We start from the raw sequence: 13416 nt of genomic DNA, 5'->3' as shown, positions 1-13416 counted from the left end.
ACATCTGGACCAGTTGGCCGGCTCGCGCATGATGCGCAGGCAGGGCGTCACCGCGCCGCTCGGGTTCCGCGCCGCGGGCATCACCGCCGGCCTCAAACCGTCGGGCAAATCCGACCTCGCCCTGGTCTTCAACGAGGGCCCCGACCTCGGTGCGGCAGCCGTCTTCACCCGGAACCAGGTCAAGGCCGCACCGGTGCTGTGGACGCAGGAGATCGTCAAGACCGGCCGCGTCCGGGCGGTGATCCTGAACTCCGGCGGGGCCAACGCGTGCACCGGACCGGGAGGCTTCCAGGACACGCACGCCACGGCGGAGGCGGTCGCCGACACGCTGTCGAACTGGGGGACCGAGACCGGTGCGATCGAGGTCGCGGTGTGCTCCACCGGGATCATCGGCGAGCGGCTCCCGATGGACAAGGTCCTCGCCGGCGTCACCGAGATCGTGCACGAGATGGGCGGTGGACTCGAGGGCGGCACCGACGCGGCCTGGGCCATCATGACCACCGACACCGTGCCGAAGCAGGTCGCGCTGCATCATCCGGGCCGCTGGAACGTCGGCGGCATGGCCAAGGGGGCCGGCATGATGGCGCCGTCGCTGGCCACCATGCTGGTGGTGCTGACCACCGATGCCAAAGTCTCGCCCGAGATGCTCGATGTCGCCCTGCGCCGGGCCACCGCGCTCACCTTCGACCGCCTCGACATCGACGGCTCCATGTCCACCAACGACACGGTGCTGCTCCTGTCGTCGGGCGCGAGTCAGATCGAGATCACCCAGGCCGAGCTCGACGCCGCCGTATACGCCGTGTGTGACGACCTCACGGCCCAACTGCAGAACGACGCCGAAGGCGTGACCAAGCGTGCCTCGATCACCGTCACCGGCGCCCGTTCCGACGACGACGCCCTCGTCATCGCCCGGTCCGTCGCTCGCGATTCGCTGGTGAAGACCGCGCTCTTCGGGTCCGACCCGAATTGGGGTCGGGTCCTGGCCGCGATCGGGGTGACCCCGGTTCAGATCGATCCGGATCGGATCACCGTGTCGTTCAACGGGATTCCGGTGTGCGAGAACGGCACCGGCATTCCCGGAGCCCGCGACGGCGTCGACCTGAGCGGAGACCGGATCGAGGTCGTCGCCGATGTGGGACTCGGCGAAGGCGAAGCGACCGTTCGCACCACAGACCTGTCCCATGCCTACGTCGAAGAGAACTCGGCCTACACGACATGAGCTCAGACATCCTCACTCCGCTGGAGAAGGCGAGCATCCTCGCCGAGTCCCTGCCCGCGCTGACCGACCTGCACGGGCGTCGCGTCGTCGTGAAGTACGGCGGCAACGCCATGGTCGACGACGAGCTCAAGGCCGCGTTCGCCGCCGACATGGTGTTGCTCCGCGCTTGCGGGATCCACCCGATCGTCGTGCACGGCGGCGGTCCGCAGATCTCGGCGATGCTCACGCGGTTGGGTCTGGAAGGGGAGTTCCGCGGCGGCTTCCGGGTCACCACCCCCGAGGTGATGGACGTCGCCCGCATGGTGCTGTTCGGCCAGGTCGGTCGCGAGCTCGTCGGCCTGATCAACACCTACGGCCCGTATGCGGTCGGGCTGACCGGCGAGGACGCGCATCTGTTCACGGCGAGCCGGCGCACGGCGCTGGTCGACGGCGAGCACGTCGACATCGGCCTCGTCGGCGACATCGCCTCGGTCAACACGTCCGCCGTCGACGACCTCATCGCCGCGGGACGGATCCCGGTGATCTCCACGATCGCCCCGGACGCCGACGGCGTGGTGCACAACATCAACGCCGACACCGCCGCCGGTGCCGTCGCCGATGCGCTCGGCGCACAGCACCTGGTGATGCTCACCGACGTCGAGGGTTTGTACACCGACTGGCCCGATCGCGGGTCGCTGGTGTCGGAGATCGATGCGGACACCCTCGCCGAACTGCTGCCTCGCCTGGATTCCGGGATGATCCCGAAGATGGAGGCGTGCCTGCGGGCGGTGCGGGGCAGCGTGGCCGCCGCGCACGTGATCGACGGTCGCGAACCGCACGCCGTGCTGGCCGCACTGCTCACCTCGTCCACCGCCGGCACCACCGTCGTCGGCAGCTCTTTGAGCCGGGCGACGAAGCAGCCCGTGTCGAAAGGAACCTCATGACCGCCCCGCTGCAGCAGCGCTGGTCCGCTGCGCTGATGAACAACTACGGGACGCCGAAGGTCGCGCTGGTGCGCGGCGAGGGCGCCGTGGTGTACGACGCGGACGGCAACGAGTACCTCGATCTGCTGGGCGGGATCGCGGTCAACGCGCTCGGGCACGCGAACCCGGACCTGATCGCCGCGGTCGCACAGCAGTTGGGCACGCTCGGCCACGTCTCCAATCTGTACATCTCGCCGGTGGTGGTCGAGCTGGCCGAGAAGCTTCTCGATGCCTTCGGACACGACGGCAAGGTGTTCCTGTGCAACTCGGGCACCGAGGCCAACGAGGCGGCGTTCAAGCTGGCGCGGCTGACCGGACGTCCGGAGATCGTCGCGACCGTGGGCGGATTCCACGGCCGGACCATGGGTGCGTTGGCGATGACCGGGCAGCCCGCCAAGCGGGGGCCGTTCGAGCCGATGCCGGCCGGGGTGCGGTTTGTGCCGTACGGCGATTCGGCGGCGCTGGAGGCCGCGGTCACCGAGCAGACCGCCGCGGTGATCCTGGAGCCCATGCAGGGCGAGAACGGCGTCGTCGTCCCGCCCGCCGACTACCTCGCCGCCGCCCGGCGGATCACCCGTGAGCGCGGTGCGCTACTGATGCTCGACGAGGTGCAGACGGGAATCGGCCGCACCGGAACGATGTTCGCCCACCAGCGCGCAGCCATCGTGCCCGACGTGATGACGCTGGCCAAAGGTCTTGGCGGTGGTCTCCCGATCGGTGCGGTGATCGCTGCCGGCCCCGCAGCGGAGCTGTTCGGGCCGGGCCAGCACGGCACCACCTTCGGCGGCAATCCGGCGGCCGCCGCGGCCGCCCTCACGGTGCTGCGGTACATCGACGAGCATTCGCTGCTCGATCACGTCGAATCCGTCGGCAAGGCGCTGGCGACCGGCATCGAAGACCTCGGGCACCCGCTGATCGCCGGTGTGCGGGGGAGTGGGCTGCTGCTCGGCGTGGTGCTGACCGAGCCGGTGTCCGCTGCGGTCGACGCCGCCGCGCGGGACCGCGGGTTCTTGATCAACGCACCCGCCCCGGACGTGCTGCGCCTGGCGCCGCCGCTGATCCTCACCCGAGAGCAAGCCGACGGCTTCGTGGCGGCGCTGCCGCAGATACTCGACGATGCGACCGCCGCGGCAGCGGCCGAGAAGAAGGACCCCGCATGACTGTCCGGCACTTTCTGCGCGACGACGACCTGACTCCCGCCGAGCAGCGGGAGGTGCTCGATCTGGCCGCGGAACTGAAGGCAGATCCGTTCGGCCGCACACCGCTGGCCGGCCCGAGGTCTGTCGGCGTGATCTTCGACAAGAACTCGACCCGGACCCGATTCTCGTTCGAGGTGGGCATCACCCAACTCGGCGGACACGCCGTCGTCGTCGACGGCACCAAAACCCAGATGGGGCGCGACGAGTCACTCGCCGACACCGGCCGGGTGCTCTCCAGGTACGTGGACGCGATCGTGTGGCGGACCTTCGGTCAGGAGCGTCTCACCGAGTTGGCGGCGCACACCTCGATTCCGGTGGTCAACGCACTCTCGGACAGTTTCCACCCGTGTCAGGTGCTCGCCGATCTGCTCACCGTCCGCGAGCACAAGGGCGACCCGGCCGGACTCACCATGACCTACCTCGGCGACACCGCCAACAACATGGCGCACTCACTGGCACTCGGCGGTGCGACCGCGGGCATGCACGTGCGGCTGTCGGGTCCCGAGGGCTTCGACCCCGATCCGGAGGTCCTCTCCGCGGTCCGCACGCGGGCCGAGCAGACCGGCGGCAGCATCGCGGTGATCGACGACCCGGTCGCCGCCGCGGCCGGCGCCGACGTGCTCGTCACCGACACCTGGGTCTCGATGGGGCAGGAGGGCGACGGGCTCGACCGCGTCGGACCGTTCCGGCCGTACCAGATCAACGACGAGCTTCTCGCCCATGCCGCGAGCGGCGCGATCGTGCTGCACTGCCTGCCCGCGCATCGCGGAGAGGAGATCACCGACGAGGTGATCGACGGACCGGCCAGCGTCGTGTTCGACGAGGCCGAGAACCGTCTGCATGCGCAGAAGGCGCTGCTCGCCTGGCTGCTGAGACGATGATGAACGAGTCCGCCGACCCCGAGCACACGCACCTCGCGGCCACCCGCGCGGGACGGCTGGCACGCATCGTCGAGCTGTTGGCCGGGCAGCAGGTCCGCAGCCAGCTCGAGCTGCGGCAATTGCTCGCGGACGAGGGCATCGACGCCACGCAGGCGACGCTCTCCCGCGACCTCGACGAACTCGGCGCGGTGAAGCTGCGCGCCGCCGACGGCGGGGCGGGCGTCTACGTCGTACCCGAAGACGGAAGCCCGGTGCGGGGCATCTCCGGTGGGACCGACCGCCTGGCCCGGGTGCTCAGTGATGTGCTGGTATCCACCGACGCCGCCGGGAACACCGCGGTGCTCCGCACACCGCCGGGGGCGGCGCAGTACCTCGCGAGTGCGCTGGACCGGGCCAACCTCCCGGGCGTCGCCGGGACGATCGCCGGAGACGACACGATCTTCGTGCTGGCCCGGGAACCGCTGACCGGGGCCCTGCTCGCCGAACAGATCGAGGAGCTGGTCTCCCGATGAACGCGCGCGTCTTCGCCATGCCCTTCGCCTCGGTGTACCCGCACTACGTCACCAAAGTGACGAAGAAGGGCCGCACCACCGAAGAGCTGAACCGGGTGATCAGCTGGCTCACCGGCTTCGACGACGAGCAGATCGCCGGCTTCCTGGCCGACGGCACCACGTTCGAGGACTTCTTCGGCGCCGCGACGATCAACCCGCACGCGTCGTCGATCACCGGCTCGATCTGCGGGTACAAAGTGCAAGAGATCGCCGACCCGTTGATGCAGAAGATCCGTTACCTGGACAAACTGGTCGACGAACTGGCCAGAGGCCGCCCGATGGAGAAGATTCTCCGCAGCCCGAAAGACGAGGAGTGAACAACACGATGGCCGATGACGCCGAGCGGACCGCGACCACCAACACCGGAGCACTGTGGGGTGGCCGCTTCTCCGGCGGCCCGGCCGCGGCGATGGCCGCGCTGAGCAAGTCTACGCATTTCGACTGGGCGCTGGCCCCGTACGACATCGCCGCGTCCAAGGCGCACGCGCGCGTGCTGTCGCGGGCCGGACTGCTCACCGACGAGGAGCTCGCGGGCATGCTCGCCGGCCTGGACCGGCTGGGCGCCGACGTCGCCTCGGGCGAGTTCACCGCGGCCGAGTCCGACGAGGACGTGCACGGCGCGCTCGAGCGAGGCCTGATCGAGCGGGTCGGGCCCGAACTGGGCGGCCGGTTGCGCGCCGGCCGGTCTCGCAACGACCAGGTCGCGACCCTGTTCCGCATGTGGCTGCGGGATGCGTTGCGCCGGGTCGCGGCGGACGTGCTGGATCTGGTGGAGGCCCTGGTCGGCCAGGCGCAGGCGCACCCCGGCGTGGTGATGCCGGGTAAGACGCACCTGCAAGCGGCGCAACCGGTGCTGCTCGGCCACACGCTGATGGCGCACGCCCAGCCGCTGCTGCGTGATGTGAGCCGCATCGTCGACGCCGACCGTCGGCTGGCCGTCTCACCGTACGGGTCGGGTGCGCTGGCGGGGTCGTCGCTCGGTCTGGATCCGGCGGCGATCGCCGCCGACCTCGGGTTCGACGCTGCTGCGGACAATTCGATCGACGCCACCTCGTCGCGGGACTTCGCGGCCGAGTCCGCCTTCGTGCTCGCCATGATCGGCGTCGACCTGTCGCGCCTCAGCGAGGACGTGATCCTGTGGAGCACTCCGGAGTTCGGCTACGTGACGCTCCCGGACGCCTGGTCGACCGGAAGCTCGATCATGCCGCAGAAGAAGAATCCCGACGTCGCCGAGCTGGCGCGCGGCAAGTCCGGGCGACTGATCGGCAACCTGGCCGGGCTGCTGGCCACGCTCAAGGCGCAGCCGCTCGCCTACAACCGGGACCTGCAAGAAGACAAGGAACCGGTCTTCGACTCGGTGGCCCAGCTCGAACTGCTCCTCCCGCCGATGACCGGCATGATCGCGACGCTCACCTTCCACCCGGAACGGATGGCCGAACTCGCGCCGGCCGGCTTCACGCTCGCCACCGACATCGCCGAATGGATGGTGCGCCAGGGGGTTCCGTTCCGCGTCGCGCACGAGGTCGCGGGGGCGTGCGTGCGTGAGGCCGAGGGCCGCGGCATCGGCCTCGAGGAGCTGAGCGACGACGATTTCGCGGCCGTGCATCCGGCGCTGACCCCGGAGGTCCGCCAGGTGCTGACGGTGAGCGGATCGATCGAGTCGCGCAACGCACTCGGCGGCACGGCCCCGGCGCAGGTGCAGCGCCAGATCGAGGTGGCCGGCGACAAGGTCGCTGCACTGCGGGCAGCGCTGTCCTGACTCGATGGTGTGTTGGCTAGAGTGACACGAGCGGGCGTGTTGAGAGGGGCATCACAGTGGTAGGACTGCCGAACATCGGCGGGGCGGTCGGACGGATCGTCGCGACGGCCCAGAACGGCCTGGAGGTGATCCGGCTCGGCGGCCTTCAGACGGACACCGAACCGGCGCCGTTCCGCGTGGTCGAGACCGAGAAGATGTACCGCCTCCGTCGGTACTTCCCGGAGGATCCCGGCGACGGCTACTCGCATGTGATCCTCATTCCGCCGATGATGGTCTCGGCCAACGTGTACGACGTGACCGAGCAGAACGGTGCGGTCTCGATCCTTCACCGGCACGGCATCATCCCGTGGGTCATCGACTTCGGTTCGCCCGATCACGAGGACGGCGGCATGGAGCGGACGCTGACCGATCACGTCCTCGCTATCAGCCGAGTGGTCGACCTGGTCCACCAGGCAGTCGGCCGCGACGTGCACCTCGGCGGCTATTCGCAGGGCGGCATGTTCGCCTACCAGACGGCGGCCTATCGGCGATCGAAGAACATCGCGAGCGTGGTCACCTACGGCAGCCCGGTCGACGTGCTCGCCGCGCTTCCGCTCGGCGTGCCGGCCAACCTGGCGGTGCCCGGCGCCGAACTGCTCGCCGACAAGGTGTTCACCCGGCTGTGGATCCCGAGTTGGCTGGCGCGCACCGGTTTCCAGATGGCCGATCCGGTCAAGACCGCGCGCAGCCGGATCGACTTCATGCGGAAACTGCACGACCGCGACGCACTCCTGCCGCGCGAGGACCAGCGCCGGTTCATCGAGCAGGAGGGCTGGGTCGCCTGGTCCGGGCCCGCTGTCGCCGAGCTGCTGAAGCAGTTCGTCGTGCACAACCGCATGGTGAGCGGCGGTTTCGTGATCGACGGCGAGATCGTGTCGCTTACCGAGATCACCAGCCCGATCCTCGCGTTCGTCGGCGAGACCGACGACATCGGGCAGCCGCTCGCGGTGCGCGGCATCGCCAAAGCCGCACCCGATGCGGAGGTCTTCGAGACGCTGGTGCCCGCCGGGCACTTCGGCCTCGTGGTGGGGTCGACGTCGGGCCGTCTCTCGTGGCCGGCCACCGCCGAGTGGATCCGGTGGTGCGACGGCGAGGGCGAGCGACCCGAGGCGGTCGTACCGATGGATCGCAACCCGGAAGGGCATGGCTCGGGCATCAGCTGGACCAGTCGCCTGACGTACGGCGTCGGCCAGGTGGCCGGGGCCGGAACCGTGCTCGCGCAGGAAGCCCTGGAGGCGGTGGACTCGCTGCAGCGCACCACTCGTGCGGTCGCGAGTGAGTCGGTGCGCACCGTCCCGCGGCTGTTCCGTCTGGGCCAGATACAGCCGTCGACCCGGATTTCGCTCGGCAAGTTGATGAGCGAGAACAATCGCCGTCATCCGGGGGCCGAGCTGTTCCTGTTCGAGAACCGCGTTCTCACGCACGAACAGGTCAACACCCGCATCGACAACGTCGTCGCGGGCCTGATCGAGTGCGGCGTTCGGCCGGGCGAGCACATCGGCGTCATGATGGATCCACGTCCCAGTGCGCTCGTGGCGATCGCCGCGCTCTCGCGCCTGGGAGCGGTGGCAGTGCTGCTCTCGTCGGCCGACGATCTCGCCGAGATGATGACCGTCGCCGAGACGCGCGTCATCGTCACCGATCCGAATCATCTGGACACGGCGACCGGCGTCAGCGACCGAGTGCTCGTGCTCGGTGGCGGCGACCAGCGCGTGATCGACCGGGCCGACGGAGACCACGTCGTCGACATGGAGCAGATCGATCCCGCCAAGGTCCGCATGCCCGCGTGGTACCGGCCCGATCCAGGCCTGGCCGGTGACCTGGCCTTCATCCTGTTCACGCGAGTCAACGGACGGCTCACGCGCTGGGCCGTCACCAACCACCGATTCGCGATGTCGGCGTTCGGCGCCGCCGCCGCCGCCAGCCTGTCGACTCACGACACCGTCTACTGTCTTCCGCCCTTGCATCACGCCTCGGGACTGTTGACCACGCTCGGCGCGACGGTGGCCGGCCGGTCGCGGATCGCGCTGTCCAACGGCGTCGATCCGGAGCGCTTCCAGACGGAGGTGCGCCGTTACGGGGTCACCGTCGTCTCGTACACCTGGAACATGCTCCGCGAGGTGCTCCGCAGCCCTGACTTCGACCCGGCCCTGCTGACCAGCGTGCGACTGTTCATGGGCTCGGGCCTGCCCGCCGGACTCTGGGCTGACATCGATCAGCTGCTGCCCAAGGCCAAGGTCCTCGAATTCTTCGCCACCGCCGACGGCTCGGCGATCCTCTCGAACATCGACGGCAGCAAGGTCGGAGCGATGGGCAGGCCGTTGCCGGAGACCAACGACGTCGCTTTGGCGGCCTACCGGCCGGATCTCGGGCAGCTGGAGATCGATCGCGACACCGGGTTCGTCCGCCGAGCCGAGACCGGCGAAGTCGGGATGCTGATGGCCCACGCCGGGCAGCGATACGAGGTGAGCGGACGGGTGCTGCGCGACGTCTTCCGGCCGCGCGACCGCTGGGAGCTCTCCGGTCTGCTGTTCCGGTCGGACCAGGACGGAGACCTCTGGTACGTCGGCTCGGAGGCCTCGGTGATCCACACGAGCGACGGCGTCGTCTACCCCGAGCCGATCCGTCACGCGTTGTCGCGCATGAAGGCGGTGGACCTGGCGCTGGTCTACGGACTCGGGGAACGGGGCAGTCAGATCGTGGTCGCGGCGATCAGGCTCCGTCCCGGCCAGAACTCGGTCACTCCGACGCAGTTGCGGGTGGCCCTGGGCGAGCTCCCCGCGACCGAACGGCCGCATCTGATCCAGGTGGTCAGCACCATCCCGATCAGCGAGTCGTACCGTCTGGTGAGTTCGGATCTGGTCCGCCGGGGCGTTCCGCGCCCGGGACCCAAGATCTGGTACCGCGACGACGACGGCCGGTACCGCCGTTACACCAAGTCCGTCGCCGACGGCATCGACTGGTCGCGGCCGACTCCCGAGCCGGTGCTGCGGCGTCCCGCCGGACAGCCCGCATCCGGGGGCGCCCCGGTCGCGGCCGAGCCGGTGGACGTCGGCAGCGCCGTCGCAGAGTAGCCTGAGCCCCGACGCAATGTTGAGGTCTGGCGAGAGGGAGCACTCATGACAACCCGTGCAGAACAACTGGATCCGGTGGTGCGGGCGCGGCTCGTCTGCCCGCAGGATCACGGTGAGCTGATCGACGCGGGGAACGAGTTGTACAACCCGCGACTGCGGGTCGCCTACGCCATCGACGAGAACGGCATCCCGAACATGCTGATCGACGACGCACGTGAGGTCGACGACGACGAACACCGCCGTCTGCTGGGCGAGAACGGCGAGTGAGCGACCCCATGTCGAGTGAAGCGCTCCAGCCCGACATCATCGACGAACTCTCGTGGCGGGGCCTCATCGGTCAGTCCACCGACGAAGGAGAGCTCCGGCGAGCCCTGGAAGAGGGGCCGATGACGCTCTACGCCGGGTTCGACCCGACGGCGTCGAGCCTGCACGCCGGACACCTGGTTCCCCTGCTGACTCTCCGCAGATTTCAACAGGCCGGGCACCGACCGCTCGTCCTCGCGGGCGGCGCGACTGGACTGATCGGTGATCCGCGCGACGTCGGCGAGCGCACGATGAACTCGACCGACACCGTGGCCGGCTGGGCCGACCGGATCGTCGGGCAGTTGCAGCGGTTCGTCGAGATCGACGACTCGCCCACCGGTGCGATTCTGGTGAACAACCTCGACTGGACCGGCGACCTCACGGCGATCGACTTCCTCCGCGAGATCGGCAAGCACTTCTCGGTGAACGTGATGCTGGCGCGTGAGACGGTCAAGCGGCGGCTCGAGTCCGACGGCATCAGCTACACCGAGTTCAGCTACCTCCTCTTGCAGTCCAACGACTATCTTCAGCTCCATCGGCGTTACGGTTGCCGTCTGCAGATCGGCGGCTCGGATCAGTGGGGGAACATCGTCGGCGGGGTGGACCTGGTGCGTAAGGTCGAAGGGGCACAGGTCCATGCGCTCACCGTGCCGCTGGTCACATCGTCCGACGGCAAGAAGTTCGGCAAGTCCACCGGGGGCGGCAGTCTCTGGCTGGACCCGGAGCTTACGTCGCCGTACGCCTGGTACCAGTACTTCGTGAACACCGCCGACGCCGACGTCGTCAAGTACCTCAAGTGGTTCACGTTCCTGTCCCGCGAAGAGATCGACGAGCTCGCCAGGGCCACCGCGGAAGAGCCCTTCCGTCGTGCGGCGCAGAAGCGGCTCGCCGCCGAGATGACGACGCTGATCCACGGACCGGCGCAGACCGCAGCCGTGGAGTTGGCGAGCCAGGCGTTGTTCGGCAGGGCCGACCTCGACGGCCTCGACGAGGACACTCTCGCCGCCGCGTTGACCGAGACAGGCATCGCCGACTACTCCGACGGTGCGACCCCGACGCTGGTCGAGTTGCTGGTCGACTCCGGTCTCGCGACCGGCAACAAGGCGGCACGACGGTCCATCGACGAGGGGGGCGCCTACGTGAACAACGTGAAGGTGACCGATCCCGAGTGGGCGCCGGCGGCCGGCGACCTGCTGCACGGGCGCTGGCTGGTGCTTCGTCGCGGCAAGAAGACGTTCGCCGGCGCTCGCGTCGGCAGCTGAGCTCGCTGCCGAGCGGAACGGCTGTGACCAGCTGATTTGTCCATCGACGACACCTGTGTGTAACTTAGTGCAGGTCGCCAGCGACGAGGTTCCAACCGGGCAGGCCCGGAACGACATCTCCTCCCGCAGGTTGACAACATAAGTTCCAGTCTTCTAGACTGGAACAGTTGCCCGCGTGTCGGGTGGCGTGACTCTTGCTTGCTGATGTTCGTTCGGGCTGTGTGTTTGGGCGTGTTGGTGGGTGTGTGTTTTTTGAGAACTCGATAGTGTGTGATGGATTTTCTTGTGCCATTTGTTTTGTCATCTGGTGTGAGTTGGTCTGTCTTTTTGGATGAGATTGATTTTTTTTGCCAGTTGATTTTTTGGATTGTTTTTTGGTCAGGTCTTTTCTCTGATTGTGTTTTTGTTGGAGAGTTTGATCCTGGCTCAGGACGAACGCTGGCGGCGTGCTTAACACATGCAAGTCGAACGGAAAGGCCCAGCTTGCTGGGTACTCGAGTGGCGAACGGGTGAGTAACACGTGGGTGATCTGCCTTGCACTCTGGGATAAGCTTGGGAAACTGGGTCTAATACTGGATATGACCACTGATCGCATGGTTGGTGGTGGAAAGCTTTTGCGGTGTGAGATGGGCCCGCGGCCTATCAGCTTGTTGGTGGGGTAATGGCCTACCAAGGCGACGACGGGTAGCCGACCTGAGAGGGTGATCGGCCACACTGGGACTGAGACACGGCCCAGACTCCTACGGGAGGCAGCAGTGGGGAATATTGCACAATGGGCGCAAGCCTGATGCAGCGACGCCGCGTGAGGGATGACGGCCTTCGGGTTGTAAACCTCTTTCGCCAGGGACGAAGCGTGAGTGACGGTACCTGGAGAAGAAGCACCGGCCAACTACGTGCCAGCAGCCGCGGTAATACGTAGGGTGCGAGCGTTGTCCGGAATTACTGGGCGTAAAGAGCTCGTAGGCGGTTTGTCGCGTCGTCTGTGAAATCCTGCAACTCAATTGCAGGCGTGCAGGCGATACGGGCAGACTTGAGTACTACAGGGGAGACTGGAATTCCTGGTGTAGCGGTGAAATGCGCAGATATCAGGAGGAACACCGGTGGCGAAGGCGGGTCTCTGGGTAGTAACTGACGCTGAGGAGCGAAAGCGTGGGGAGCGAACAGGATTAGATACCCTGGTAGTCCACGCCGTAAACGGTGGGTACTAGGTGTGGGGTCCATTTCACGGATTCTGTGCCGTAGCTAACGCATTAAGTACCCCGCCTGGGGAGTACGGCCGCAAGGCTAAAACTCAAAGGAATTGACGGGGGCCCGCACAAGCGGCGGAGCATGTGGATTAATTCGATGCAACGCGAAGAACCTTACCTGGGTTTGACATACACCAGACGTATGTAGAGATACATATTCCCTTGTGGTTGGTGTACAGGTGGTGCATGGCTGTCGTCAGCTCGTGTCGTGAGATGTTGGGTTAAGTCCCGCAACGAGCGCAACCCTTGTCCTGTATTGCCAGCACGTAATGGTGGGGACTTGCAGGAGACTGCCGGGGTCAACTCGGAGGAAGGTGGGGATGACGTCAAGTCATCATGCCCCTTATGTCCAGGGCTTCACACATGCTACAATGGCGCGTACAGAGGGCTGCGATACCGTGAGGTGGAGCGAATCCCTTAAAGCGTGTCTCAGTTCGGATTGGGGTCTGCAACTCGACCCCATGAAGTCGGAGTCGCTAGTAATCGCAGATCAGCAACGCTGCGGTGAATACGTTCCCGGGCCTTGTACACACCGCCCGTCACGTCATGAAAGTCGGTAACACCCGAAGCCGGTGGCCTAACCCGTGAGGGGGGGAGCCGTCGAAGGTGGGATCGGCGATTGGGACGAAGTCGTAACAAGGTAGCCGTACCGGAAGGTGCGGCTGGATCACCTCCTTTCTAAGGAGCAAACTACAACAAACAGTTTCTGGTCTGTTCATGGCCGGCTGTGTGTTTGTTCGAGGGTGAAACATGAGAAGCCATCCCGGTGTGCTGGTTCGTCACTGTGACGGATCGGTGCGGGGTGGGCTGTGGTCGGGTGACCGGCGTAGCGGATGTCACACACTATCGGGGTTCTGAGGAAACAGGCCTGCTGCCGGCACCCTTGGGGGTGTTTGGGGGTGGAGGGGTTTTCTTGGTGT

General features: G+C 67.0%; 10 protein-coding genes and 1 rRNA gene. All 11 read left to right on the top strand.

The window, feature by feature from the left end; all coding sequences use genetic code 11:
* Positions 1-28 precede the first annotated feature (28 nt).
* The 11 genes from argJ (at position 29) to C6V83_RS12070 (ending at position 13174) form a co-directional block, all read left to right on the top strand.
* Positions 29-1219, top strand: coding sequence for a bifunctional glutamate N-acetyltransferase/amino-acid acetyltransferase ArgJ (gene argJ / locus C6V83_RS12120; protein ID WP_105943912.1), 1191 nt, complete (start codon positions 29-31; stop codon positions 1217-1219).
* The gene (argB, locus tag C6V83_RS12115; protein ID WP_105942605.1) at positions 1216-2142 is read left to right on the top strand and encodes an acetylglutamate kinase; all 927 of its coding nucleotides are present in this window, start codon (positions 1216-1218) and stop codon (positions 2140-2142) included. Before argJ ends, argB begins: the two co-directional genes overlap by 4 nt.
* Positions 2139-3341, top strand: a complete 1203-nt coding sequence (locus C6V83_RS12110; protein ID WP_105942604.1) for an acetylornithine transaminase — start codon at positions 2139-2141, stop codon at positions 3339-3341. The genes argB and C6V83_RS12110 overlap by 4 nt, the downstream gene beginning before the upstream one ends.
* Entirely contained in the window at positions 3338-4261 is a 924-nt protein-coding gene (argF, locus tag C6V83_RS12105) for an ornithine carbamoyltransferase (RefSeq protein ID WP_105942603.1), read from the top strand. The genes C6V83_RS12110 and argF overlap by 4 nt, the downstream gene beginning before the upstream one ends.
* Entirely contained in the window at positions 4261-4773 is a 513-nt protein-coding gene (locus C6V83_RS12100; protein ID WP_105942602.1) for an arginine repressor, read from the top strand. Before argF ends, C6V83_RS12100 begins: the two co-directional genes overlap by 1 nt.
* On the top strand, positions 4770-5129 hold the full coding sequence (locus C6V83_RS12095) for a DUF2200 domain-containing protein (RefSeq protein WP_105942601.1): 360 nt from the start codon (positions 4770-4772) through the stop codon (positions 5127-5129). The genes C6V83_RS12100 and C6V83_RS12095 overlap by 4 nt, the downstream gene beginning before the upstream one ends.
* Before the next feature lie 8 nt (positions 5130-5137).
* On the top strand, positions 5138-6571 hold the full coding sequence (gene argH, locus C6V83_RS12090) for an argininosuccinate lyase (RefSeq protein ID WP_105943911.1): 1434 nt from the start codon (positions 5138-5140) through the stop codon (positions 6569-6571).
* 56 nt (positions 6572-6627) lie between these two features.
* Positions 6628-9684, top strand: coding sequence for an alpha/beta fold hydrolase (locus C6V83_RS12085; RefSeq protein ID WP_105942600.1), 3057 nt, complete (start codon positions 6628-6630; stop codon positions 9682-9684).
* 45 nt (positions 9685-9729) lie between these two features.
* Complete coding sequence (locus tag C6V83_RS12080) at positions 9730-9951, top strand: Trm112 family protein (protein WP_105942599.1); 222 nt, start codon at positions 9730-9732, stop codon at positions 9949-9951.
* 8 nt (positions 9952-9959) lie between these two features.
* The gene (gene tyrS / locus C6V83_RS12075) at positions 9960-11249 is read left to right on the top strand and encodes a tyrosine--tRNA ligase (protein ID WP_105943910.1); all 1290 of its coding nucleotides are present in this window, start codon (positions 9960-9962) and stop codon (positions 11247-11249) included.
* A gap of 403 nt (positions 11250-11652) precedes the next feature.
* Positions 11653-13174: ribosomal RNA gene (locus C6V83_RS12070) — 16S ribosomal RNA — on the top strand.
* Positions 13175-13416 lie beyond the last annotated feature (242 nt).

The organism is Gordonia iterans, assembly GCF_002993285.1.
Taxonomy (GTDB): domain Bacteria; phylum Actinomycetota; class Actinomycetes; order Mycobacteriales; family Mycobacteriaceae; genus Gordonia; species Gordonia iterans.
This window is presented reverse-complemented; position numbering and strand designations above follow the sequence as displayed.